The following is a 26,456-nucleotide window of genomic DNA, read 5'->3' as shown; positions in this document are numbered from 1 at the left end:
GCCGAATTATGTAAAGTTTTATTAAAAAAATACCTATTTTTCCGAAGTGATCGGGAACCAGGTTATTGGTGATGAAGATTAACTTAACTTCTGACGAACGTCACTTGTTTTTAGCCAGTCACTATCTATACTAGCTACAGAAACAAAGAAGTACAACGCACTTTTCGGGCCTTCAACCTGTTACATCAGAAAGTTCTTAGCGTTTTCCCGAATCTTGGTAAAACAAGTGGGGCAGCAAAAGCTCGATCGAACAACAGCACAAAGTCAGGAAAGTTAGTCAAGAAACAAACAGCGGCGATGCTTCTTCTTAACAAAGTGGGCATCATAATTATAAATAACCGCTAAGCGTAGCATCTTTTCACCAAAAGCAATTGAGAAAATCACTATGCCAGCCACCTCTTTTTACGCTCAAGCTGAATTCGACGAACAACTGCGAGTGAATCCCTTGCAAGATGTAGATGTGTTGGATGAAGATGCTGAAGAAGCTGGAGACGAACCCATCGACCAAGATGCAGCAGAGACTGAAGATGCAGACACAGCATCCAAATTGCAAAAAAATGCTAACCGCCGCACTACAGATTTAGTGCGCCTGTACTTACAAGAAATCGGTCGGGTTCGTCTCTTGGGTAGAGACGAAGAAGTTTCTGAAGCTCAAAAAGTTCAGCGCTACATCAAATTGATGGAATTGCGCAACACCGTCGCTTCTCAGGAAGAAGGGCTGATTCAAAGCTTCGTACATTTAATTCAAGTGCGCGATCGGCTGTCTGCACAGTTGGGACACAAACCTTCCCTAGAACGCTGGGCATTAACCGCCGGTGTCAGTGACGTGCCAGAACTCAAGCGAATTATGGCCGAAGGCAAGCGCCATTGGGCTGAGTTGGCAGAGATGACGGTGGAGGAAATCGAAAGAATTCAATCTGAAGGCGTTGAAGCAAAAGACCACATGATTAAGGCGAACCTGCGCCTGGTAGTTTCGGTGGCAAAAAAATATCAAAATCGCGGTTTAGAATTGCTCGATTTAATACAAGAAGGTACTCTCGGACTGGAACGAGCTGTCGAAAAATTCGATCCGACGCGGGGCTATCGGTTTAGTACCTATGCCTACTGGTGGATTCGGCAGGGAATCACGCGGGCGATCGCAACTCAAAGCCGTACCATTCGCCTCCCGGTTCACATCACCGAAAAACTTAATAAAATCAAGAAAGCCCAGCGCAAAATTTCTCAAGAAAAAGGTCGGACAGCTACGATCGAAGATATCGGCGTTGAGTTGGACATGACCGCCGCCCAAGTTCGGGAAGTATTGCTGCGAGTCCCCCGCTCTGTTTCTCTGGAAACTAAAGTGGGCAACGAAAAAGATACAGAATTGGGCGACTTGCTCGAAACCGACAGCATCTCCCCAGAAGAAATGCTGATGCGAGAAGCTCTGCACCGCGACTTGCAGCAACTGTTGGCAGATTTGACCAGCCGCGAACGAGATGTAATTCTGATGCGCTTTGGTTTGGGTGACGGACACCCCTACTCTCTGGCAGAAATCGGTCGTGCTCTCGACTTGTCCCGCGAGCGAGTCCGCCAAATTGAAGCCAAAGCTTTGCAAAAACTCCGTCAACCGAAGCGCCGCAACCGCGTCCGTGACTATCTGGAGTCTCTGAATTAAATTAATGGGTGTGCATCTACTGTCGGTTTCTGAATTTAGATAGAAGGCGGAAAGCAGAAGTATTGATTTCTACTTCTCAACGATTTCTCTGTCTTCTGTCTGGGGCTTTCGGGCCTGTTTACGATCTAAAAATATCAAAAAATAAATTTTTTCCTCAACCTTTTTTCAACTAGCTTCGATATTTGCACAATATCTCGATCGTTGTGTATGATTGTCAATAGGCAGACTTTCTTGAGAGGGTCATAATGGCACTTTACACCGCGTCTTCATTCAAATCCGAACTCAATGACAAAGGCTGGCGGATGACTCCCCAACGGGAAACCATCTTGCACGTATTTCAGAACCTCCCCAAAGGCAATCACCTGAGCGCCGAGGATTTGTATACTTTGTTGAAAAATCGGGGGGAAAACATTAGCTTGTCCACCATTTACCGAACTTTGAAGTTAATGGCAAGGATGAGCCTGCTCCGCGAACTAGAACTAGCAGAAGGTCACAAACACTATGAAATAAACCAACCTTATCCGCACCACCACCATCACTTAGTCTGCGTTCAGTGCAACAGAACGATCGAGTTTAACAACGATTCGATCTTAAAAATTGGCATGAAGCAATCTGAAAAGTCTGGATTGCACCTGCTAGACTGCCAGCTAACCATTCATACGGTGTGCCATGAAGCTTTGCGGATGGGATGGCCGTCTTTGGTTTCCAGCAATTGGTCTTGTCCGAAGTCGATCGCCGAAAACGGTCACAACGCTCTGGATTCAATCGAGTGAATATACACTATTTTCGCGTTTCAAGTACAGATTGTTACAATAATTAACAAAAAAAATCGGCGCAAGTGCGATCGCAGTTACGCCGAAACCGGTTTTTCAAGGAAAATACATCATTTCACGAATGACTCGGAAGTGAGAAACCCGATTTGTTTGATGTAGCGTCCGCAAGTCCTTAAAAAGTTTGGCTCAACAAATCGTCACTGCTAACGCCGTAACTGCGCTGAGCTCGATCAAGCGCGTCTCTCGTCGGAGCATCAAAAACTCCGCTGACTGAGCCTGTGTAAAAGCCGAGACCTTGCAGTCGCGTTTGTAATTGCTGAATGCTCGATCGAGAATTGACAGTGCTGCTAATCGGAACAGCAGGAACAGCCAACCGTCGAGCCAATCCGTTTTGGAGCTCCGCCAAAGTTGCCGGAGTGGCAATACCCGTCGCCGGCGACAAATTGCGTTCCTGCTGAAACGACAGCACCGCCCATTCAGTCTCGGCTCCAAATACTCCGTTCACCGGGCCGGGATTTTTACCCAGACTTCTGAGCGCTGATTGAAGCTGTAGGACAGCAGGCCCTGTATCACCCCGCCGGATACCCGTTGCGACTGGCTGCTGCGCCTTTGCTGCCTGCCTGTTGCCTTCTCGCAAAGCCGATCGAGTGCTGCGATCCACCCGCCCTGTCCCGAACATCCCGCAATCTCTCTGAAACCGGATCAAAGCTTGTTGAGTTGGTCGATCGAACCAACCGTGAATCTGGCTTCTGTAATAACCCAATTGTTGCAGCCGCCTCTGCACAAATTCTACTTCTCGGCCTCTGTCGCCCAACTCCAGAAAATCTCCAGCATTACTCTGCTCGTCATTTTCCCCAGGATATGAGGTAATTTGATTAGCCCTCATCTGGGCATCGATAGCCGTCAAAGTAGCAGTATCAGCGCAGCCGTCAGAAACCAGATTGAAATCTTGCTGAAAACGAGTTACAGCGTAGAGAGTGCGTTCCCGATACTTGCCGTCAACGCCACCTTCAAAATAGCCTAAAGCTTTTAACTGCCGCTGGATCAAGTCTACCGTCGCCCCTCTGTCGCCGAACCGCAGCCCCTTGCAACCACCATTTCCCGCAATATTCCCCGGAGGCGTAGCGGGCGGAATCGGCCCGATGGAGCCAAACAGCAAAGCTAAAGTTTGCCTATCAGCAACTCCAGTCACCCGCAGCTCATTAATTCGCTGGAAATATCTCACCGCACGGACAGTAACTTCGCGAAAATTTCCTGTGGGATGAGTGTTGAAGTAGCCTAGCTGCCGCAACCTGCGCTGGAGGGCCGAAACCTCTGCACCGGTGTCTCCAAAACTGAGCTCGGTATAGCTATAGTTTGTATAAGTAGTTTTAAAAGGTCGATCGTCCTGGGCTAAACTGTTGAGAGCGATCGCCGTAGCTCGATCGGGCTGACCAGTCAGTGACAGTTGATAGTCTCGTTGAAAGTTAGTCAGAGCTTGTCTAGTTACTGGGCCGAGCTGACCAGTGGAAGAGCGGGGAAAATAACCAAGATCCCGCAACCTGTCTTGAACAGAGCGCACATCTGGACTAACAGGATCTATTTGAGCAAAAGCCGAACCGGCCGCACTTAAAACCGACAGCATCAAAGCCAGAGATAACAAACGAACATAAGTGTGACTCGATCGATTTTGCCACTTTAGCCCATCAAAAATTTTCGACTCTGCGGGTGCTTCGCAAACAAGAGCAAGTTCGAGGTAGGCGAGGGATTCCATAAATTTTTAGTGTGAAATTGTTTGTGGCTGTGATGTACGAGCAAACTCAAGCTGAGCTGTGAGCCGCCCAGGAGCTATCAAGGCTAATGTTTACCTGTTTGCACGAAGCACCCGTTTCTGAAAAAAAATTACCTTCAAAAATAATTACAGGCAACAACCAAGATAGCATCGCTGTTTAGCAAGACGCGAGTGTCAGAAAAATAGTTTGCAGCCACATCTTAGCCTTCATGAGAAAAAAATCAACAGTTTTTGCGTATTATTCGCTAAAAATTAATTTATTTATATAAAAATATTAATGATTGACGATCGACTAAAAATCCCCACCCTTGCTCGTTGCAAACAGGATGGGGATTTTATTGGTTAACTAATCTGTAAAAATGGGACATTCACTTAAATTAAGCCAAACCGATCGCAAATCAAAGCTACTCCCGCTGCAAAAACAGTAATTCCCAAGGCTACCAGCGGGTTTTGTCCTCTACTGACTGCAAAAGAAGTGACCACCCCAGCTCCTAAAGCCGCAGTTACAGCAGCAGTCGCCAAATCTCGATCGGGACGTTTGTCGTACATATTTTTTATGGCTTAAAACTTAGATCTTGTGATCAAAGCTACCACTCTTGCTTCTACTGCGGTGAGAAACCCTTCAGTTTTGCAACTAAGCTTAAAATTTTGCTAAGTTTCTTAACATACTCTTATTGATAACATAAGTTTAAATTATGTATCTTTCCGTTTCCCTGTCAAGTTTTAGCTATTAAAACCCTTTCTCTGCTGGGCTTTTATGTCGAATTTAGGATTTTGCTGGGGCGATCACACCCACAGTCTCAGCGTCTCAGATTGTAATTCCCAATATCGTAAATAAATTTAACTTGACTTTTAGGATAAAATGTGATAATGGATTTTTGAAGCCGGAGATTAACATGAGACTGATTGCATAAATTTTTGATCGATCGACCAAGTGCAGATTAAGGCAGATCAACGCAGATTAACGCAGATGCTTTTCCAGATATTTTGCGAATGCTGGCAATTCAAGTCTAGTAAAACTCAGAGGACTGAAGTTGTCAATACAAACCGATAATGGTTATTTTGCAGGACATAATTTGAGCCTGAAGTCCTATTCGCCCTCAACTTTTTCGGTATTGCCGCCCTTCACCCAACCTTCGCGATTGCCATCCTCAACTCGAATTCGTTGCCACTCTTTGTCCGGCGAATCTTCCAAAACTACAACTTTTTCCTTGTAACCAACACCGCCAATACGGTTCGAGTCTCGATTGCCACTATCCCGCAGAATTAAGCCGATCGGCTGAGTCACTAGAGCACGGTAAGCTCCCGGTTCCAGGGGTTTAGGAGACGGGGCATCGCTAGACGCAGCATCATCAGACGTAGAAACTGGGCTAGCCTGGCCTGTTGACTTCGCCCCAGTGCCGGCAATCTGAACTGCTGTTTTGTCGTTGGAAAAAATCGGTCTTTCGGGGGTTGTGCTCAGCTTAGCGGCAAAGTAAAGTGCAGCCGCCACGCTAGCGCCTGCCATTAGGACGATCGCTAGCAGAAAACCCACTAAAAATTTGAAGACGCTATATACACTGTTCATAAATTGAAAAAGGAAGAAGGAAGAAGGAAGAAGGAAGAAGGAAGAAGGAAGAAGGAAGAAGGAAGAAGGAAGAAGGAAGACGGAAGAAGTCAGTAGTCAGTAGTCAGTAGTCATCAGGAAGAAGGAAGAAGGAAGAAGGAAGAAGGAAGACGGAATCGGGAAAATCGGGAATCGGGAAATTTGGGCTGGGCGGGATAGACTCTGGGAGGAAAATTTCAGCTTCGATCGAATGCCGAATACTTTCTGCACAATGTCTTCGATCGACTATCCTTGAATCCGGCGGCTCAAACTGTCGTATCTGGAAGCAAGGCGAGCTTTCCCAGCAGCAGCCCAATCTTGGAGAAACTGAATTTGTTCTTGAGCTGTTCTGGCCAACGGCACCATCTGACTAGCTGATTCTAAAATATCATCTGTGGTGAAATCTCGATTTTGGCTAAACCCAATGTGCATTGCTTCAATCAAAGTTTGCTCGATTTCCGCTCCTGAAAAATCGGGAGTTTCGTAAGCCAAGCGCTCTAAATCGTAATTTTTGATGATGTGCGATCGCAACCGCAACAAATGTACCTCAAAAATCGCCCGCCGTTCCTCCTGACTCGGCAAACCCACAAAAAATATTTCGTCAAACCTACCTTTTCTCAGCATTTCCGGCGGCAAAGACTGGATATTGTTGGCTGTGGCGACGACAAAAACTGGCGAAGTTTTTTCGCCTAACCAAGTAATAAAAGTCCCGAACACGCGGCTGGTTGTCCCGGAATCGCTTTTACCGTCTAATCCCGAAAAAGCTTTGTCAATCTCGTCAATCCACAGCACGCAAGGCGCTAAAGCTTCCGCTAGTTGAATCATTTGTCTGGTACGGGATTCCGATTCCCCGACTAACCCGGCAAACAAGCGCCCGACATCCAACCGTAGCAAGGGTAAATGCCAGTGGTGGGCGATCGCCTTTGCAGTTAAGGATTTGCCGGTGCCTTGAATTCCGACTAGCAACAAACCTCTGGGATGCGGCAAACCGTATTGGCGGGCGCGATCGGAAAAAGCACCGCCGCGCCGCAGCAGCCATTCTTTGAGATTGTCCAAACCGCCGATATCGGAGATGTTTTCGCGGGCTGGGTAAAAGTCGAGAATTTGAGTTTGGCGGATTGTTTGGCGTTTTTCTTCTAAAATTAGTTCCGCGTCGTCGGGATGGAGTTCGCCTCTGGTGGCGATCGCCTTTGCCAAAACTCGGCGAATTCGTTCGATCGACAGCCCTTGACAGGAGCGCACCGTTTCGTCCAGCAAACGCCCTTCTATGGCTTGTCCGGTAGCTCCTAACAGTCTTTCCACCTCAATTTTGATTTCCGCCGCCGCAGGCAGGGGAAACTCCAACACTGTGATTACTTCGCTAAGGTCTTCTGGGATCGAAGTAATCGGAGATACGATGACAATATTTTTGGGCATCGATTTGAGGAGTCTCGCCAAATTCCGCAGCTTGCGGGAAATTGAAACATCTTCTAAAAACCGCTGAAAGTCTCGCAAAATAAAGATCGCTGGCGCGGATGCGGGCAATTTTTCGAGAAATTCTAAAGCTTGTAGTGGGTTGCGTTTGCCAAAACCGGCATCGTTGGGATTGCCTTGGTAGCCGTCAACAAAATCCCAGATGTAGACGGCGCGAGCACCTTGTTTTTTGGCACATTGGGCGATCGCCACTTCGACGCGCTCTTCTTCCCGTGTGGGAATGTAAATTAGGGGGTAGCGCGATCGTAGCAGCAGTTCAAACTCGTCGCTAAAAATAGTCATTAGTTATTAGTCAAGAGTCAGTAGTCAGTAGTCATTAGTCAGTAGTCAGTAGTCATTAGTTATTAGTTATTAGTTATTAGTTATTAGTTATTAGTGCTATCCCTGCTCGTTTTCCGTTATTAGTCATTAGTCATTAGTCATTAGTCCCCGCTCGGAAACGTCATTAGTTATTAGTCATCGGTTGCTAGGTGGTGTTATTTTTTTGCACTCGTTATTCCACCGTTCGTTAGTGGGTAGCTATGAAAGCATTTGTTTCGGAGAGTAAAAATATTTTTTGTTTGAGTGCGATCGGGGACGTTCGCACTCGCGTGTAAAAGCAAAACTGAAATACCTCATTAGCTAATGACAACTGACTAATGACAACTGACTAAGGCAATTGCCGTTTAAGTGCTGCCAAAGATGCCCAGCGACTGTCAGAGATTGTTTCTGAGCTTTCTGTCTCTGCATCCTCATTGAAATCTATTCCCGGACATTTAGTATCGCATAGCTGTTTGTGTGGCAGTTCCAAACACAGTTGCTGATACACCCAATCACTTGGAGAAAAAGAGTCGGTAGGCGACAAATTTTCCACCAAATTTTCTAAATCAATTTCAAATTCTCCTGAACTTGCATCATGCTGATTCGGTTTTTCTTCGAGCCAAATTATTTCAGATGATTGGAGTCTCAAACGGTGATTGTATTGTTTCAAGCATCTGTGGCAGGTGAGAGTGACAATTGTTTCTGCTTTCGCCTTCACCTCAAGGAAATTCCCTTGGTGAGTAACTTGCAGTCGCCCCCGCACCGGAGTAAGAGTTTCTAAATCGGGGATAATTTCTTCAAAATCAATGACCTCTTTCCGCTCGGTTTTTGTGAGTAGATGAGGGATATAAATTGTCTCCATAATCATCTTTTGCCGTTTTATTCTCGTCGTCTCAAGGCAAAAGTCAAAAGGAATAGCTAATTTTTGGCTTTTTCCTTTTTCCTTTTTCCTTTTTTCCCAGAAAGAATTGGTTTAAAGCCGGAAGCCTGATCGGGATAAATTAAAATCAGACTATTCATTACTCGAATCCTCTTCCTTCTAGGTAGAGGTCGCTGTCAACTATCAACTGAATGAACGTCAGCGCCGCCGCACTACCAAACGCCGATCGGCATCTTGTCCTTGACTGTAAGTTTCTATATCCTCACATTCGCTCAAAAAGCTGTGGACTTGGCGGCGTTCTGCCGAAGACAGCGATTTGAGTTCAACTTCAACTCCCGTCGATCGCGCTTGCTCTGCTGCGTACTCTGCCATCGATCGCAATTCCTCTTGGCGGCGGATGCGATAGCCGTTCAGTTCGACTGTATAAGCAATCGGTTCATCTGATTCGTGAGCTATGTTCGCAACCGTGTTGCAGAGGTACTGAATGGCATCTAGTACATTACCGTCTGGCCCGACTAAGATCGCAATTTGTTCTGGAGTCAGATTACTTTGATCGATCGTCATCCAATAGCAATCATCTTGCTGTTGGCTTACCACGTTTGATGGAATTGCGGACAGTTGTAGCAATTCTTCTAACCATTGCTGTCCGCCCTGCATTTGAGATTCTTTCATTTTTGTTAAAATCAAGCCTTTTTCTTAGAACGCTTGGGTTCAAAGGGAAGTGCATCTAATCCCTGTTCTTTTTGGGTTTTCGCCTCTGCTTCGTCCACGATTTTTTGGAGGTTTTCGGGCAGCGGTTCTTTGGACAAAATAAACGATTGAACTGTTTGGAAGATGTTAGCAATCAGCATATACATCAACACGCCAGCGGGCAGCGGGAAGAACAAAAACATCCCCGAAAATATGACAGGCGTCAGTTTGTTGATTGTAGCCTGTTGGGGATTGTCGTTTGGCCCTTGTGCTTGTCCCGAAAGAGTTTGGTTGATATACAAACTGATGCCGAAGCCCAGGATCATCACCAAAATATCCCAGTGGATTTTACCGTCTGGGTCGATCGCGCCAACGCGGCCGAGAGCTTCGATAAACAGGAATCCTTTGTTAGTAGCCAATCCAGGGATTGTGCCTTGAACTGTGGCTTCACCGGGCGCTAAAGCCACAATGTTGCCCTGTTCGTCTACCTTGACGAATTCTTCGCCTTTGATGATTTTCCAGCTAGGAACAAAATCTATTTCGCTCTTTTTTTCAGCCGCTAAGGCTTGGAGAGCTTTGCCCTCTGGGGTTTGAAAATCAATTTTGGTTGTGTCGCCGACTGCGAGTTTGTCGCCGCCTGGAATCACGCCCACAACTGGAGCATGAAAAGTACCTGTGACGTAAATATTTTGGGGCGGTGTAGCAAAAGCTTGCGGTTGAACAGCTTCGATTTGTTCTTTGGGCAAAACTTGAACGTTGACGCTGTAATTTATGTCAGAAAATGGCGAACCTCTGAGCGTTGCAAACAGTGCAAACAGCACTGGCATTTGCAGCACCAACGGGAAGCATCCCGCTAAAGGATTGCCAAATTCTTTGTATACCTTGCTCATTTCCTCCTGCTGTTTGGCAGGATTTTCTTTATAGAGTTTTTGAATTTGATCTACTCGCTCTTTCATCAACGGCTGCGCTACTTTCATGCGTCGCATATTGCGAAGAGAGCCTGCGTTGAGAGGATAAAGAGCAAAGCGAATCACGAGCGTCAGAGATACGATCGCTAAACCGTAGCTTGGCACGATCCCGTAGAAAAAATCTAGGATCGGCAGCATGAGGTTGTTGGAAAGAAACGAGATACCAAAATCCATTCGCTTTGAGTTAATTTAGGTGCTCTATGTTTGCTGTTGAGAACGAATTACATCCGCTGGATACGGGGCGCCTCAACTTTTAGGCTTTTGTCTACATCTTAGGACATTGCCCGTCGATCGACCGCCCGGCCTGCGGGTTTTTGCAATAAGTTTGCCAATACTCGCACTGAATTGGGTCTCTAATCAGGGTGAAAGCGGTTCGGTTATTTTGCTTTGGCCGCGTTGGCTTTTTGAGCGGCTGCGGGCAGTTTTTCGTTAATGTAGTCATACATGGCTCGAAATTTCGGCATCGCTCTGAGTTCTAAGCGGCCGCCATTTTTCATTGTCAGCACCATGTCTCCGTAACTCCCGAAACCGCGAGGTACTGTGACCATTTTGACTATATCGGAGTAGATAACATCTGTGCGATCGCGCCCCATCCAACCGCTAGTTACGGACACTCGGCGACTGGTGATCCGGTAGCGCAGCCACAGAGCCCGGACAATTGCTCCTACTGCGAGGGGGATTCCCACGACAGTCAGCCCCAGGAGTAAGTTGATAATCAAGTCTCCCGGCGCGGGGCCGCCTTCATAATATACTTCCTCTCGAATTCCCATCTAGTACCTCGGCTTCTACCAACAACTGCTCTAATTCTTGCAGAATTTCTGCATAATTGCACTCTTGTGCGATCGGACGCACGACAATTACTAAATCCCACCCGAATTTTAATCGGGGCAATAGCTGTCGCAAAGCAGCGCGAATCTGGCGCTTAATCCGGTTGCGGACTACAGCGCGCTTGCTGACTTTCAGGCTGATAGAAATGCCTGTGCGAGTCGGCTGCAACGATTTCTCGGCTGTCGGTTTGCTGATTTCGACGCTTTTGGGTTTACGCAGAGCTCTTAAGCTGAAATGAGCGGAGTTGCGGCGCATTCCCTTGCGGTAGACGGCGCTGAAGTCTTTGCGGTGCTTGAGTCGGTTTGTAGGAGGCAACATGGCGGCTGCGTGCGATCGGGCTTTTCAACCAACAGTGCAGTGCTAGACTGCGAGGCGGTGGCGACCTTTGCTGCGACGGGCTTTGATTACCAATCGACCGGTGGCGGTGCGCATTCTGGCGCGAAAACCGGATGTTCTTTTTCTTTTGCGGCTGGTTCCGTGCAGGGTTTGCTGTGTCATTTCGATTTCTCCCGGCTTGTTACTTTACTTTTGATTAATATTCACAATCTTCTAGTATACCATAGACTTGTTTTCTTGGCAATATTTTTTCAATTAGTGATATGATGATGCTTTAATCTTGTTGTTTTTAGGGAAGGACAAAGACAACTAATTTAAATAAAGAGCAGACGCTATAGCGGTTCTCAATTAATTGTCGAAGAGTGTCCTTTACCTGAAATACAGAGGATTTCAGGTAACTGAACTATGTTGATTTAGGCGAACACAAAAATGCCAGTTTCCTAACTTATATATTGCAGCTCATATCGTCAGATAATTGACTGAAACGAGCATTTTCCCGATAGTCTACCGGGCAGTCAATCACGCAGGGGACATCTTGAGCCAGCGCTTCCTTCAGAATAGGAATAAAATCGGTGGCGGATTCCACACGATAGCCTTTTAAACCCATACTTTCGGCAAATTTCACAAAGTCGGGATTGCCAAATTTGATGAAATCTGAATGACCAAAATGATCTTCCTGCTTCCATTCAATTAACCCGTAGCCGCCGTCATTAAAGATGAGAGTAACAAAATTAGTACCGACGCGCAACGCAGTTTCTAACTCTTGACAGTTCATCATAAAACCGCCGTCGCCCGTTGCTGCTACTACCTTGCGATCGGGATAAACGAGTTTTGCAGCCACCGCGCCCGGAATAGCAATGCCCATCGCCGCAAATCCGTTGGAGATTAAACAGGTATTCGGGCGATCGCAATGATAGTGCCGCGCGATCCACATTTTGTGAGCACCCACATCAGATATCACAATATCTTCCGGGCCCATAACTTGCCGCAAATCGTAAATGATTTTTTGTGGCTTAATCGGGAAACCATCATCGTTTGCATATTGTTCGTACCCAGCGCGAATATCCGCCCGCAATTGCTTCGCAAAAGGGTCTACTTTCTCCATGCGATCGGCACGCTGCAAAATTTCATTCAGCGAATCAGAAATATCCCCCACAACTTCTACAATCGGAATATAACTGCTGTCAACTTCTGCTGGCAGAGCTCCCACGTGAATAATCGGAATTTTGCCATCAGGATTCCACTTTTTCGGGGAATATTCAATCAAATCATAGCCAACAGCAATCACTAAATCCGTTTCTTCAAAAGCACAGCTAATGTAATCCCGTTTTTGCAATCCCGTCGTCCAAAGTGCCAAAGGATGAGTATAAGGAATTACACCTTTGCCCATAAAAGTATTAGCTACCGGAATATTTAATCGAGTAGCAAATTCTGTCAAAGCATCGCTGGCGTTAGCGCGAATCGTACCGTTTCCCACTAAAAGCAGAGGACTTTTTGCCTTAGAAATTGCCACAGCGGCTTTATTCAAACTTTGGTAAGCGCCAAAAGTTTTTTCGCGGTTGTCTTTAGTGAGCGGATTTCCTTCCACAGGCATTGCTGCGATGTTTTCTGGCAAGTCAATGTGAACTGCTCCCGGCTTTTCGCTTTGAGCAACTTTAAAGGCTTTGCGGACAATTTCTGGCGTCGTACCGGGGCGAACAATTTGAGCATTCCACTTAGTAACTGGTGCAAACATAGCGACCAAATCTAAATATTGGTGCGATTCTATGTGCATTCTGTCTGTGCCGACTTGTCCGGTAATTGCTACTAAAGGAGCGCCGTCTAAGTTAGCATCAGCAACTCCTGTCATTAAGTTAGTTGCTCCTGGGCCCAAGGTGGATAAGCAAACGCCGGCTTTGCCGGTGAGGCGGCCGTAAACGTCTGCCATGAAAGCCGCGCCTTGTTCGTGGCGAGTAGTAATAAATTTAATTGAAGATTTTCTTAGGGCTTCTAGAACTTCTAAATTTTCTTCCCCAGGCAGTCCAAAAACGTATTCTACGCCTTCGTTTTCTAAACATTTTACGAGTAATTCAGCAGTGTTCATTTCGGTTTTTTTCCTATTTAAGTGTAGTGGTGATTTTTGACAAACTTTTCGTCAAAATACTAAATTAATTTTAACCGCTGATGAACGCGGATTGACGCAGATTAATTTATGTTTTGACGAACAGTTTATCAAATTTTGTTTATTTTACCCACACTGTTTTGATGTTGACAAATTCGTGAATTCCTTGGATGCTCAATTCGCGTCCGTAACCGGAGCGTTTGATGCCGCCAAAGGGCAGTCTGAGGTCGGATTTGACTAAGGCGTTAATGAATACGGCGCCGGCTTCTAGTTCGGAAATAAACCGATCGCTCTCTGTTCTTACTGTAGTCCAAGCTGCTGCACCCAAGCCAAAGGATGTGCTGTTAGCTAGGGCGATCGCCTCATCAATACTTGCAACCCGGAATACTAAGGCTACCGGGCCGAAAAATTCTTGTTGGCGCGCCGCAGCATCCGCAGGAATATCTGACAGGATAGTTGGTAAGTAGAAATTGCCGGCATTCTCTGACAATGGCCGGCCGCCTGTCAGCAGTTTTGCTCCCGATTTGATGCAGGTTTGCACTTGATTGTCCAATTCTTTGAGGATTGCTGGGGTAGCTAAAGGGCCGATATCGGTTTCGGGCAACATCGGATCTCCTACTTTTAATTGCTCGAATTTTTCGATAAATCCTTTGATGAATTCGTCGGCGATTTCTTCTACTAAAATAAAGCGTTTGGCGGCGATGCAAGATTGGCCGTTATTCAGCATCCGCGATGTGACTGCTGTTGATAAAGCTGCTTCTAAATCGGCGCTAGACATTACAATAAATGGGTCGCTTCCTCCCAATTCCAACACTACTTTTTTGAGATTTTTGCCCGCATTTGCAGCCAAACTTTCCCCCGCTGGTTCGCTACCGGTGAGAGTTGCTGCTTTGATGCGATCATCCGCAACTATCTTAGCTACTTTGTCGGCTCCCACTAACAAAGTTTGAAAAACTCCTTCGGGAAAGCCAGCTTCCGCGAAAATTTCCTCGATTTTTAAGGCGCACTGCGGCACGTTGGAAGCGTGTTTGAGCAAGCCGACATTGCCGGCCATCAGCGCCGGTGCGGCAAACCGAAAAACTTGCCAAAATGGGAAATTCCAGGGCATGACGGCTAAAATAGCCCCCAGCGGTTGGTAACGGACAAAGCTGCTGCTAGCGTCGGTGGTTGCGGGTACGTCTGCCATAAATTGAGCGGCATTTTTGGCGTAGTAGCGGCAAACTAAGGCGCATTTTTCTATTTCGCCGATCGCCGATTTGAGCGTTTTACCCATTTCCAGCGTCATCATTTCGGCGTAAATTTCGCGATCGCGCTCCAAGATATCCGCAGCTTTCTGCATCCAGATTGATCGCTGCTCAAACGGCAGGTAGCGGTACTTGTTAAAAGCTTGCTGTGCTAATTCCAGCTTAGCTTCAATGGCCTCATCGGCGATCGGCTCGAAAGTTTTCAGCGTTTCTCCCGTTGCCGGGTTGATAGTAGCAATAGCCATTGTTTCATCTCCATTTCAAAAAATACAAAACTCTATTCTAGTTTTTAAGCTAGCATAGGGAGTCGTATTGATGTATTGCAAAATTTGGATTTACCAGCCATACTTTTAGGTTTTGCTAACTTGTAAGTGCCGGGATGTGTTTAAATCTCTCAACTTTTCATTATAGTGCAAGGTATTAATCACAAATCTTAAGAAATTTTGTTTTTAAAGTTTATGTTTGCGATCGAATACCTTTGCAGAATGGCGATCGAACCTTGATCATCTATTACTCGTTACCAGGCCAAGAGCGAAAGTAACGCAGATCCGGAGGCTCTGCCTCGATTTCCATTTTCCTAAGCGAGGCAGAGCATAAGAATCTCGATTCCTTTCGCTCTTAGCCTGGGAACCAGTTATTACGTTATTTTATTCAGTCCGCGGAGGCGGACTTCGTGTGTGTAGACGCGGTTTCAACCGCCGTCTGCTTCGGTGTGTAGACGCGGTTTCAACCGCCGTCTGCTTCGTGTGTGTAGACGCGGTTTCAACCGTACGTCCTATCTCCTAAACCGACTTTTCCTCAATGTAATTCTGCACGTAAGACTGATAGTAATACCTGCTGCCCTTATCATTATTCGCTACCATTCCCAACAGCGGAATCCCCGCCATTTTCAAATCCTCAAAAGCCAACAACAGCGCCTCCCGCTCAGTTTGATTCAGCCCCACCACCAGCATCAATCCGTTAGTATGAGCCGCCAACAAATTCGCATCCGCCAAACCCAAAAGCGGTGCAGTATCGTAAATAACCAAGTCAAAATGACTTGCCAAAGCAGCCATTAAATGCTGCATTTTTCGGGAAGAAAGCACCTTTGTCGGATCGGGAGGAACCGGGCCTGATGTTAACACAAACAGGTTTTCATCGCGGGGCGATCGCAAAATCACCTCTTGCACATCCAAATCCTCAGCAATCACATTGTGCAAGCCTTGCCAGTTGGGCAAACCGAGCATTTCGTGCACCTGTGGCCTGCGTAAATCCGCATCCACCAACAGCACTTGCTGGCCCATTGCAGCCGCCGCCCGCGCCAGATTTACTGCCACAGTAGACTTACCATCAGCCACTTGACAAGACGTAATTACACAAGAATTGATCGGAGTATCAACGTTTAGCAACCGAATATTAGCATTGAGCGATCGAAAAGCTTCTTGAAAAGCATCCGTCGGTACCGGCGAACTTCCCACATCAATCGTAGTTGTCTCCGCAGGCGGAAGTCTCAAAATTTTATCACTAGCAGGAATTACCCCCAACAAAGGCAGGCGAATCGAATGTTTGACATCCTCTGGAGTCTGGAATACAGTTTTATTATTAAACCGTTCCGCCAACTGCGCCGCCAACATACCGAAAACTAGACCAACTAATCCCCCCAAAGCCAAATTCAAAGGCATAATCGGAGCAACAGCCATCAACTCGCCATTTTTGTAGCGCGGAATTTCCGGCTTAGCAATAACTTCCCAAGCCACCTCTTTTTTACCCACAGCTTCAAGCTGCAAAGTTTGCTGTTTTGCCAACAAACTATTCAGTGTATTATTCGTCAACTCCGACTCCCGCTGCAAATCTCCATAGCGCCGCAAAATCACCGGGAATCCTTGAGAGTATTGATTCAACTGCTTAGTAGCTTGTTCCAAAACTTGATTCCGCACTCCCAGCACCTGAATAGAATTAGCGGTATCAATAAACTTTTCGATTAACTTAATCCGCACCGGATCTTGAAAAGCCAGCACTTGGGAATTCACCTTACCTAAATCCGTTCCTAAAACCTGTTCAGCTTCTTTTTTCAACAAAGGAATCAGGTTTTTCTGCTGTTCTCGCAACAATTGCATTTGCGGAGTTTGATCGGTAAACGTAGCCGAATTAATCGCAATTTGCCCTTCTAGTTGCTGCAATTGAGTCAGCATTCCTTGATAGCGAGGTGCTTGACTTAGAGCCGAAGCCATCAGCGCTTGTTTTTGGTTCAATCCTAGCTGGTTTTGCAGGTTAGAGTAGAGAAAATTCTGCTGATTTAGTTGCGTTTGAGCGTCCAATCGTTGCGATTGAAGTTGAGTGATTTGTTGTGCGAGTTGTTGGGTTTGAATTTGCGGATCGATGAAATTGTACTGCTGCCGCAATTTTTGAATTTCGTTTTGCAGAGCTTGTTGGCGCTTTTGCTGGTTGGGAATTTGCGATTTCACAAAATCCAGACTCTGACTAATTTGAGTTCTGGTATCTTGCACGCTGTAGTTGCGGTAGCCTAGTGCAACTTTTTCCAAAACAAACTGAATTTTTTTCGGATCATAATCCCGATATCTAACTTCGATAATTTTGGTATTCTTGAACCGATTAATTGACAGCTTGGTTTCCTGATCAAACGGCAAATTATCGGCTTTTTGGTTCAACAGGTAGTTGTAATTTATTTCTGGGTATTTAGCCCGCAACTGTTTAATAATCGGCGACATTACTTGCGGGCTTTTCAAAACTTGAATTTGCGATTCGTAGTCAAAAGCTGGACTTTCTGGCGTCGCGGGATTCCCTGGTTGCAGTTTTAGTTCGCCGGAGTAGATTTTTGCTAAACTGTTTTGCGTAACTGCGGGTTCTACTAATAATTGAAAGCGTCCTTCGTACTCGCTTTTTTGATTAAGCGTCCAGGCAAAAACCCCGGTAGTCACTGCAGCTGCGACGGCGATCACTAAGAGCGATCGACTGCGGCTAACTTCCCAAAAACCTAGGGGTTCTGCCTCTCTTTGTTCCCGGTATAAAAAAATATCATCTTGATCAAGTACAGAAGATATTTTTGGCGTTTTTGCTGCTTTTTTATTGTGATTAAACAGTGCTAACTGAGAATTTTTATCTGGTTTCATTTTTTTTACTACAACTGATCATTTTAAACGTCTGTACGGCGTGGTTTCATCAACCTGGTTGATTTCTACATATATCGTTACCAAACCGAAATTTTTTGTAGAAACCGGGTTTCTGAGGTCTTAGCGCTAGTCTATTCAAATCACCGAAAAATGTTAAACAATCGGAATATTCCCAATAGCGGGCTGAAAGGAGCGAGAGTCCCGCCTACATTATCCGAGAATGCAGCGCGGCCCGATCGCCTTACCATAATTACATCATTATTTTGCAATTTGGGATTAGTTTCCTCATTGGCGGTTGCCGAAAAATTAACCTTAACAGTTAGGCGTGAAACAGTGCCGTTAGGATTGAGGCGAATTAAATCCACCGAATCCATTTCTGCCCGCGATTTATTAAACCCTCCCGCTGCTACCAGTGCTTGATTTAAAGAAGTGTTGGGAAGCACCGCAAATGCTCCAGGTTTCACGACTTCTCCCACAATGCTCACCTTAATCGTATCCGGTGAAAAATTAGAATTAGCAACTTGTGCACCTTCGAGTGTATTGAGATTTTCGGCTTTGGGAACAATTACCGTATCTCCCTGTTGCAGCGCTAAATCTTGCGATACATCTCCCGCTTCCAAAAGTTGCCACAAATTCACATTAATAATTTGTTCCGTACCCGCCCGCGTCAGGCGACGAACTTGTATTTGTCTGATATCAGCTACCGGCGTAATGCCGCCCGCCATTTTAATAGCCCTAGTTACAGTTTGCTGCAAAACTGTTTCCCCGCCGGGAGTTTCCTGAGCGGCAAACAAACCAGAATCTGCACCCATTTCATTCTCTTGTACCCTAGTTTGCACCTCTTTTGCCAAAGTATAAGTACCGGGGCGAGTTACTTCGCCCACCACAGCAATATTAATTGGTTGAGTGCTTTGGCCGGTAATGTTAGCTACTGCTAAAGTCGGTGCTTCTTGGCGGTTGAGGCTAGTGACAGTGGGAATAAATATCGTATCGCCGTCGCGCAAAGTCATATCGGCGCGCAAATCGCCGTTTTGCAATAATTCCCACAAATCCACACTAATAATTTGTTCCGGTGCGTTGCGCTGGGGGCGGCGGATTTTGATTTGCCGCACGTCTGCTGACTGGGTAATGCCGCCCGCCAGTCGCAGAGCTCGCGATATCGTGGGCATTTGAGTCCCGATTTGCTCTGATGTGCCTCCGGGGCCTGCTGCTGAGGATATTGTATAGGCTCCGGGGCGATTGATTTCGCCCGCGATCGCAATTTGCAAAGGCCGCGCAGCTAGCAGTTTGAGAGTAATCCAAGGACGTTTGAGGTATTTGCCGTATCGATCTTTCACAGCATTAGAAGCTTGTTCTAAGGTCATCCCAGCCACTCCCAGGCTGCCAATTAACGGCAAACTCAGGGAACCGTCGGCTTGTATTTGGTGTTGACCGTTGGGGCCGCTGTATTCTGGGACGTTGAAGATGTCCATTTGAATGCGATCGCCCGCGCCCAAAGTGTAAACTTCCGATCGTATACTTGAAGGCGCATTTGCCGGAGATGTCGAAAATCCCGGCGCTGCGGGTACCGGTACAGGAAGGGGAGAACCCGAAGCAGGAGGAGGAGGAGGAGGCAAAAACTGGGCCGCCGCCGGAGATGAGCCCACAGCCGCCGCCAGCACTGACACGGTTAAACTTTGGAAAATTAAATTTTTGACAGCATTACTTGCCCGATAACCCAGCTTGCCACTTTTGCTCAAAACGTCTCCCTCAGACCCTTTCCTGCGAAGATAGGGGAGAACTTCTCTCCTTTCCCTGTCCGCGAAGGAGGCCGAAGGCTGAGATTTTTTATCAAGTTGCACCCCGCGCGAAGAACTTTTCACCACCATCGCTGTTTGCCCCTATCCTGTTCCTACCCCGCCAATCTCAAATGTAACCCAACTCTTCTAACTTGCTCAGAATTTGTTTAACACAGTCTTCGATACTTTCCGGCTCTGTGTAACAAATGATCTCAGGATTCAGGGGTTCTTCATAAGCATCGTCAATGCCCGTAAAGCCCTTAATTTCTCCTGCTCTGGCCTTAGCGTACAGCCCCTTGACATCACGGGCTTCGCACACTTCTAAAGGCGCTTTGACATACACCTCAACAAAATTTGGCTCGATCGCCCTAATTTCATCACGAATGGCTCTGTAGGGGCTAATCGCTGCCGTAATTGCCACAATTCCATTGCGGCTCAACAGGTTCGCGACAAATCCAATCCGCCGAATATTAGTATCTCGGTCTTCCTTGCTAAATCCCAAACCTTTTGACAAGTTGGTGCGAACGACATCTCCATCCAAGATTTCAACTTTGCAGCCTAGAGCCTTCAATTCGGGTTCGAGAGCTTTGCTGATAGTTGTTTTACCGGAACCACTCAGCCCGGTGAACCACAAAATAAAACCTTTTTCCATTTTCAATTGCTTGGTGATTAGTGAATAGTCGGGGAAATTACATGACGCAGGACTTTATTGTGCGAGTTCCCTACTTTCCGATGCTTTTTAATTTTATCTGTCTCCCACAACTAATTTTTTTTATGAACCGCAGAGGACACAGAGGACACAGAGGACACAGATTCCCAGGTTCGAGGGAAGAGGAGAAATAGGCAATCTTAAAATATGTTTGCTAACGCCCATGCCTAACATCTATCCTGTATTACCTGAAGGAGTCTTTGGCAATCTAAAATCTAAAATCTAAAATCTAAAATCCTATTCCCCATGTCCCCAACCTTAAAAGCAGATGTTTTGGTAGTCGGTGGCGGCACCGGTGGTACAGCAGCCGCCGTGCAAGCAGCCCGCCGCGGTGCCAAAACTATTTTGGTGAGCGAATTCCCCTGGCTGGGAGGAATGCTGACTTCGGCTGGTGTTTCTGCCCCGGACGGCAATGAATTAGCAGCTTTTCAAACTGGTTTGTGGGGCGCGTTTCTACGGGAACTTCAGCAGCGACAGCCGGGAGGTTTGGATTGGGGCTGGGTCAGTTTTTTTACTTACGATCCCCGCATCGGTGCGAAAATTTTTGCTGATTGGGTTAAGTGTTTACCGAACTTGCAGTGGATTTCTGGACAAATAGCTCAAGATGTGCTATGGGAAGGCGATCGCATTTCTGGAGTTCGGTTTGCAGATTTTACGGTTTCGGCGAAAATCACTTTGGATGCAACGGAATTGGGAGATTTGCTGGCTTTAGGGGAGGTTGGACACCGCTGGGGTTGGGAATTCCAAGCTGAGTGGGGAGAACCCAGCGCGCCGATCGCCTCTAATGTTCTCACAAAGCGTTATTCGGTGCAAGCTCCGACTTGGGTGGCAATTATGCAGGATTTTGGGGCTGGTGTGGCCCGGCCAGAAATTCCCGCGCCGCCTGTTGACAATCCCGATCGATTTTCCGATGCTTGGAAAGATTACACTCCTGAACAATTTCTCAATTACGGCCGACTGCCGGGGGGATTGTTGATGATTAATTGGCCGATTCGTGGTAATGATTATGGTGAAGGAGTCGATCGACTAATTGGATCTGAAACATCTCGACAAGAATTCCTCCAAGAAAGTCTCTGGCACAGCCAAAGTTTCGCCCGCTGCATTCAAATGCAACTCGGCCGCCGCTACGGTTTAGCACAAAACATTTTCCCCATTTCCCAGAGCGAACATCAACAAAATTCTCCCATTCTTCCTTCCTTCGCCTTACATCCTTACTACCGAGAAAGCCGCCGTTTGCGAGGAATAAGTACAGTCAGAGAACAAGATATTTTGCCGATTGTCGGCGGCAGAGTTGCGAAATTGCCGATCGATTGTGAGGGAATTTGCGAGACAATTGCGATCGGCAACTATGCCAATGACCATCATTATCCCAGTGGTGACATTCCCTTGCAGCCAAAATCTATCCGCTGGGGCGGCCGCTGGACTGGAACGACCTTTACAATTCCTTACAGTGCGCTAATTCCTGCGAGTACAGACGGATTGCTAGTCTGCGAAAAAAATATTTCCGTGTCTCACATCGCCAACGGTGCAACTCGCTTGCAACCTTTAGTGATGAATATCGGACAGGCTGCGGGGATGGCGGCGGCTTTGTGCGCCGAAGCTGGATGTCAGCCGCGGGATTTGTCAGTTAGGGTGTTGCAGGAGGCTTTGCTGCAAGATGCTTCGGCTAGGGCGGCGGTTGTTCCTTTATTTAATTTGACACGGGAGCGATCGGACTGGCTCGATTGGCAACGCTATTATCTCGATCGACCTCAAGCATATCCCGCCAGCGGCGAATGTCCTTTGTCAGTCAAAAACTATGGAGAAACCCCGTTTCTCAAGGAAAGTTCTGTATTTGAACCCGGTTTATACGTAAATCCGCCCAGTAAAACAGCAAATACCGAGAGCGAATTTTCGGGAATTTTCCGCCGTCTGGGCCCACAAGACTGGACACTGAGGCTGACAAGTCCCGCATCCTTAGCCGATCAAACTTGGCAACTCGTGACTTTGGACTGGGAAACCGACAGATTTTTAGAGAGTTGCGAAACCGAAAAGCCTCTGACGGTATGGGGCAGGCTGAATTTTTCTGGTGCTTGGCTACTGGCGACAGGAGTAGCATAGAAGGGGTGAGGTTTTTTGCAAAGTTCCGAAAATTGCCAGAAATTTATCCTGACGGATGGGGGGAAGTCTGTATCAGGTTATAGACACTGACACGGATACTACCCATGCACACCTACACTGCAATTGCTTTACTGAGCCTGTTGGGCATTACCTTTAGTGCCAGCGCCCAGAGAGCTTTTGAATCTCTAATCCAACTGCTCGAAATTACCATCGCTCATTATATTGTTTTAGCGCCAACTCAATCACAAAAAGGCGATCGTTCTCCCGAAAGAGGCAGCGGACGCAGAGAGTTTGCTCAGACAGATATTTACCAAAAAATTGGGAGTATGTCAAATACCAGCATTTTAATGGCATAGGACGAAAGGAAGTTCTGCAAATGAGTGGGTTTCGCCCGCCCGTGTCGCTCTGATTTTCTGGGATTCTAGTTGGTCATGTTCATCTGGCAACTACACTTCTTGTTGACAGTTATTAGGATATTTTTTGTGTGTTAAAAATAATAGCAGATCGAGCTGCAACCGCCATCTATCAAGGGATTTACTCTTGCGATATTTGGCGGTTTTGTCTGTTCCAGGCTGGAGATACATTTTACCTATCAATGTAGGCAACTAAAATTTATTGTGGGTGACACAATTTGACAAGTTAAATAATTCTCGCATCATGTTTTTGGGATAGTCTGGCAATTTCAGGGAAATCAATCCTGATTAGCAAGGGGAAAGTCCGTATCTCTAAATAGACACGCTCCACGGATACTACCCATGAAAAACTACACTGCAATTGCTTTACTCAGTCTGTTGGGCCTTAGCTTGAGTGCTACCTGCGCTCTATCCATAGAATCCCCAGTCGAACAGCTAGAAACTTCCACCGCTCAATATATGTTGTCAGCGCAAACTCAACAAAGAGGAGATCGCGCTCCCCGCAGAGGCAGCGGACGGTACGATTTTATGGGGCCCAGCGCTGACACTCAGCTACAACAAGAATTTTAATCGCATTGCCAGAAAGCTCGTTCCGCAACAGACTTATTTCTTATTTCGAGGCTGGTTTGACATCGCCCCTGTCGATCTGATTTTCTGGGATTTATAGTTGGTCAGGTTGATCAGGCAACTGCACTTTTTATTGATACTCCGTAGGAGATTTTTTTCGCAATAAATGTCACAATATAAACTGCAACCTGCCATCTACTTAGAGATAAATTCTAGTAGGTGGCGGTTTTTTATTGAAAACGCTCTCATAAAAATAATACGGGAAGCGGGAAACTCAGCGACTTTAGTCCTGAGAGGAAAGCGACGCGGGGGACTTCAGTCCCCGTGTCTTTCTTAGTTAGCACAATGGTGTGGATATTCTATATATTTCTTAACGACTTCACTACTAAATAAAATTGTGTTGTCGTAACTTGACTTGTCCACAATATTCCTCTAAACTAAATAAATCAATTAATTTTTTAGGAAAAAGGGGTGGCTAAAATCAAAAAAGCAATGGGAGTACAACAGGTATTGCTGGCTCCCACCAAAGAAGTTGAAGCAGTGTTGCAGTATCTCTGTCGGCAATCGGGCAAGCTATACAATAGCGCTGTTTATTTCGCTCGTCAGACATTTTTTAAAACGGGAAAACTGCTAACAGGAAAATTCGACTTATCTTTTGAACCGTCAATTTCTAAATCGATGGTTGCTAAGTCACTGCCTTCAACACCCATGCAGCAAACTCTGATGTCGGTGGCGGAGGCATTTAAAAGCTTCAAGGAATTGAGAAAATTATATCTTCAAGGTAATTTACACTTTAAACCTAAACCGCCGAACTATCTAACGGGGCCTAAACTATTTAAAGTAGCTTACCCCAATTCGGGAGGACTAAAGCCAGCCCTTGTCGGTAATCAATTGCGATTTTCCCTGGGTTTAACAGTGCGGCGATGGTTTGGGATTTCTGAATTCTTTCTGCCGATGCCATCAAATATTGACTGTGCAAAGGTTAAAGAGTTCACGATTCTCCCGAAAAACGGTGCTTTCTATTTGGAAGTGTCTTACGAGGTAGAATGCCAGCAGCATAATTTAGATCCCAGTCAAGCATTATCAATCGATTTGGGAACTGCCGACAATTTAGCTGCTGGTGTTGACACGTTGGGAAATTCTTTCTTGCTCGACGCTCGCGTTATGAAGGCGATGAATCAGCTTTGGAACAAAAAAATAGCGACCAGGAAAGAAGGGAAGCCCACAGGTTATTGGGATAGCTGGTTAGACCGCGTAACTCGTAAGCGCAATCATCGGATGCGCGATGGTGTCAATAAAGCTGCAAAGTTAATCGTCGATTATTGCTTGAAGCACGGTATTGGCAATCTAGTAATTGGATGGAACCAAGGGTTTAAATCCAATGTTGATATGGGCAGTCTGAATAATCAGAAATTTGTTCAGATGCCTTTGGGCAAATTGAAAGAGCGTTTAAATCAACTTTGTGATTTGCACGGTATTCAGTTCACCGAAACAGAAGAAGCGTACAGTTCCAAAGCTAGCTTTCTTGATGGAGACTCCCTACCCAAGTACGGTGAAAAACCGCTTGGGTGGAAAGCGTCTGGAAGGCGAATTAAGCGTGGATTGTATTGTTCTGCGGACGGAAGTTTAGTTAACGCGGATCTTCACGGTGCCGCTAATATTCTAAGAAAAGTAGCCAGTAAGTTAGGTGTAAAACTTGACCGACTGGGTAGACGGTGTTTGGCTACCGTAGCGAGAATCAGGCTTTAGTGATAACTAAGGTTATTCTGTCAGCAGAATCTCAGTGGCTTCAGCCCGCTTGAGTGTCAATCTCCCCCCTCTCGGAGCCACCTCAAATTCCTCCGATCGCAATAGTTCTTTACCTTTTCCCCCCGCAGGTGGGGTTGAATTTTCAACGGCTGCACTATAATTAACGTGCGATAACTAACTTATATATAAGTACACCCTGAGTGCAGAGGGTGCAGCACTTGACTTAAATTGGCCAATAAGAACCATTTATTCGGTGTCGATCGCCTTTAAGTCAATGCCCCTGTTATCTCAGGGAAATGAACTCGCCTGAATATTAGGGTAGCTGCCAAGATTTCCGGCGACAGTCGGCTATGCTTGATTCGGCGGTCTCGCAATATTTTATTAATGGAGGATGAAAAGATGCCTCCAAGTTTTACTATTTCGGAGATTGTGATGAAAAATGACTCTTTAGATTTGGTCAAAAGCCTGAGCCCCAGTGCAATGGATCAGATCATGCTATATCTGGCGTTTAGCGCCATGAGAACCAGTGGGCACAGGCACGGGGCGTTTCTAGACGCGGCCGCAACGGCGGCTAAGTGTGCCATTTATATGACCTATATGGAGCAGGATAACAACCTGCGGATGACCGGACACTTGCATCACATTGAGCCTAAACGGGTGAAAGTGATCGTCGAGGAAGTCCGGGAAGCTCTGACTAAGGGAAAATTGCTGAAAATGTTGGGTTCCCAAGAACCTAGATATTTGATTCAGTTTCCTTATGTCTGGCTGGAACAGTATGCTTGGGTTCCGGGACGCCCTCGGATTCCGGGCAACAGTTTGACTGCGGATGAAAAAAAATATCTCGAAGGCAAGGTTCCTGCTAATCCACCTGATGCTCAACTGATCAATTCTTTTCAGTTTATGGAGTTGATCGAGTTTCTGCACAGGCGATCGCAAGATGATATGTCTCCAGAAAGGCGAATGCCTTTGAGCGAAGCTCTAGCAGAACACATCAAGCGCCGCTTGATCTATTCGGGAACAGTGACTCGCATTGATTCTCCTTGGGGAATGCCTTTTTATGCCCTCACCCGCGCTACTTACTCTCCGGCAGAGCAGGAAGAGCGGACATTTATTATGGTGGAGGATACGGCTAGATATTTCCGGCTGATGCAGGATTGGGCGGAAAAACAACCCAAGGTGATGCGAGTTATGGAAACTTTAGATATTCCGCCGGAACGGCTCGACCAAGCTGTTGAGGAATTAGATGAAATTATTCGTAATTGGGCCGATCGCTATCACAAACGGGGCGAACCAACGATGATTGTACAAATGGTTTTTGGGCCACAAGACGACGATTAATGTGGTTAGTCAGTTGTCAGTTGTCAGTTGTCAGTTGCTTGAAACTAATGGGTAATGATTAATTACTAATTGTGCTGGGCGCAGAAACC

22 protein-coding genes are annotated in these 26,456 nt (G+C 46.3%); 7 read left to right on the top strand and 15 right to left on the bottom strand.

What is annotated here, in order from left to right; translation table 11 throughout:
- The first annotated feature begins 385 nt into the window (after positions 1–385).
- Both sigC and QUB66_RS20785 read left to right on the top strand, forming a co-directional pair.
- Positions 386–1,654 (top strand): RNA polymerase sigma factor SigC, encoded by a 1,269-nt coding sequence (sigC, locus tag QUB66_RS20790; RefSeq protein WP_265236608.1) that lies wholly within the window; start codon positions 386–388, stop codon positions 1,652–1,654.
- 245 nt (positions 1,655–1,899) lie between these two features.
- Complete coding sequence (locus tag QUB66_RS20785; RefSeq protein WP_265236610.1) at positions 1,900–2,427, top strand: transcriptional repressor; 528 nt, start codon at positions 1,900–1,902, stop codon at positions 2,425–2,427.
- 172 nt (positions 2,428–2,599) lie between these two features.
- Here QUB66_RS20785 and QUB66_RS20780 read toward each other — a convergent pair whose 3' ends face one another.
- The 15 genes from QUB66_RS20780 to cysC all read right to left on the bottom strand — a co-directional run bounded on the left by QUB66_RS20780 (position 2,600) and on the right by cysC (position 20,143).
- A complete protein-coding gene (locus tag QUB66_RS20780) occupies positions 2,600–4,180 on the bottom strand; it encodes a peptidoglycan-binding domain-containing protein (RefSeq protein WP_332969606.1) in 1,581 nt (526 codons plus the stop codon).
- Between the two features lie 390 nt (positions 4,181–4,570).
- Positions 4,571–4,747 (bottom strand): hypothetical protein, encoded by a 177-nt coding sequence (locus QUB66_RS20775; RefSeq protein ID WP_265236614.1) that lies wholly within the window; start codon positions 4,745–4,747, stop codon positions 4,571–4,573.
- 541 nt (positions 4,748–5,288) lie between these two features.
- Positions 5,289–5,765, bottom strand: a complete 477-nt coding sequence (locus QUB66_RS20770; RefSeq protein ID WP_265236616.1) for an SH3 domain-containing protein — start codon at positions 5,763–5,765, stop codon at positions 5,289–5,291.
- A 264-nt stretch (positions 5,766–6,029) separates the two neighbouring features.
- Positions 6,030–7,538, bottom strand: a complete 1,509-nt coding sequence (locus QUB66_RS20765) for an AAA family ATPase (protein WP_332969604.1) — start codon at positions 7,536–7,538, stop codon at positions 6,030–6,032.
- A 367-nt stretch (positions 7,539–7,905) separates the two neighbouring features.
- A complete protein-coding gene (locus tag QUB66_RS20760; protein ID WP_265236619.1) occupies positions 7,906–8,418 on the bottom strand; it encodes a YceD family protein in 513 nt (170 codons plus the stop codon).
- A gap of 216 nt (positions 8,419–8,634) precedes the next feature.
- Positions 8,635–9,108 carry a Jag family protein gene (locus QUB66_RS20755; RefSeq protein WP_265236621.1) on the bottom strand — a complete coding sequence of 158 codons (474 nt, stop codon included), beginning with the start codon at positions 9,106–9,108 and terminating at the stop codon, positions 8,635–8,637.
- 11 nt (positions 9,109–9,119) lie between these two features.
- Positions 9,120–10,268 carry a membrane protein insertase YidC gene (gene yidC, locus QUB66_RS20750; protein ID WP_265236623.1) on the bottom strand — a complete coding sequence of 383 codons (1,149 nt, stop codon included), beginning with the start codon at positions 10,266–10,268 and terminating at the stop codon, positions 9,120–9,122.
- Positions 10,269–10,471: 203 nt separating this feature from the next.
- Positions 10,472–10,864, bottom strand: coding sequence for a PH domain-containing protein (locus QUB66_RS20745; RefSeq protein WP_265236625.1), 393 nt, complete (start codon positions 10,862–10,864; stop codon positions 10,472–10,474).
- Positions 10,836–11,240, bottom strand: a complete 405-nt coding sequence (gene rnpA, locus QUB66_RS20740; RefSeq protein WP_265236627.1) for a ribonuclease P protein component — start codon at positions 11,238–11,240, stop codon at positions 10,836–10,838. The genes QUB66_RS20745 and rnpA overlap by 29 nt, the downstream gene beginning before the upstream one ends.
- Before the next feature lie 42 nt (positions 11,241–11,282).
- On the bottom strand, positions 11,283–11,420 hold the full coding sequence (rpmH, locus tag QUB66_RS20735; protein WP_006632320.1) for a 50S ribosomal protein L34: 138 nt from the start codon (positions 11,418–11,420) through the stop codon (positions 11,283–11,285).
- Between the two features lie 283 nt (positions 11,421–11,703).
- Entirely contained in the window at positions 11,704–13,341 is a 1,638-nt protein-coding gene (locus QUB66_RS20730; RefSeq protein ID WP_265236633.1) for an acetolactate synthase large subunit, read from the bottom strand.
- A 139-nt stretch (positions 13,342–13,480) separates the two neighbouring features.
- The gene (locus tag QUB66_RS20725) at positions 13,481–14,848 is read right to left on the bottom strand and encodes an NAD-dependent succinate-semialdehyde dehydrogenase (RefSeq protein WP_265236634.1); all 1,368 of its coding nucleotides are present in this window, start codon (positions 14,846–14,848) and stop codon (positions 13,481–13,483) included.
- Between the two features lie 537 nt (positions 14,849–15,385).
- Positions 15,386–17,713, bottom strand: a complete 2,328-nt coding sequence (locus tag QUB66_RS20720; RefSeq protein ID WP_332969602.1) for a GumC family protein — start codon at positions 17,711–17,713, stop codon at positions 15,386–15,388.
- Positions 17,714–17,853: 140 nt separating this feature from the next.
- On the bottom strand, positions 17,854–19,581 hold the full coding sequence (locus tag QUB66_RS20715; RefSeq protein ID WP_442923326.1) for an SLBB domain-containing protein: 1,728 nt from the start codon (positions 19,579–19,581) through the stop codon (positions 17,854–17,856).
- Between the two features lie 37 nt (positions 19,582–19,618).
- Positions 19,619–20,143, bottom strand: a complete 525-nt coding sequence (cysC, locus tag QUB66_RS20710; protein ID WP_332969600.1) for an adenylyl-sulfate kinase — start codon at positions 20,141–20,143, stop codon at positions 19,619–19,621.
- A gap of 303 nt (positions 20,144–20,446) precedes the next feature.
- On the opposite strand from cysC, the gene QUB66_RS20705 reads away from it, so the two are divergent.
- From QUB66_RS20705 to hetR, 5 genes are all read left to right on the top strand, one after another.
- Complete coding sequence (locus QUB66_RS20705) at positions 20,447–22,300, top strand: FAD-dependent oxidoreductase (RefSeq protein ID WP_332969599.1); 1,854 nt, start codon at positions 20,447–20,449, stop codon at positions 22,298–22,300.
- A 104-nt stretch (positions 22,301–22,404) separates the two neighbouring features.
- Entirely contained in the window at positions 22,405–22,656 is a 252-nt protein-coding gene (gene patX, locus QUB66_RS20700; RefSeq protein ID WP_332969597.1) for a heterocyst-inhibiting protein PatX, read from the top strand.
- A 399-nt stretch (positions 22,657–23,055) separates the two neighbouring features.
- Positions 23,056–23,283 carry a heterocyst-inhibiting protein PatX gene (patX, locus tag QUB66_RS20695; protein WP_332969596.1) on the top strand — a complete coding sequence of 76 codons (228 nt, stop codon included), beginning with the start codon at positions 23,056–23,058 and terminating at the stop codon, positions 23,281–23,283.
- A gap of 468 nt (positions 23,284–23,751) precedes the next feature.
- The gene (locus tag QUB66_RS20690) at positions 23,752–25,029 is read left to right on the top strand and encodes an RNA-guided endonuclease InsQ/TnpB family protein (protein WP_332969595.1); all 1,278 of its coding nucleotides are present in this window, start codon (positions 23,752–23,754) and stop codon (positions 25,027–25,029) included.
- A gap of 432 nt (positions 25,030–25,461) precedes the next feature.
- The gene (gene hetR, locus QUB66_RS20685; protein WP_332969624.1) at positions 25,462–26,367 is read left to right on the top strand and encodes a heterocyst differentiation master regulator HetR; all 906 of its coding nucleotides are present in this window, start codon (positions 25,462–25,464) and stop codon (positions 26,365–26,367) included.
- The last annotated feature ends 89 nt before the right edge of the window (positions 26,368–26,456 follow it).

The sequence above is a fragment of the Microcoleus sp. A2-C3 genome (assembly GCF_036706065.1).
GTDB lineage: Bacteria > Cyanobacteriota > Cyanobacteriia > Cyanobacteriales > Microcoleaceae > Microcoleus.
Note: the sequence above shows the minus strand (reverse complement) of the source record. Positions and strands in the feature narration are given on the sequence as shown.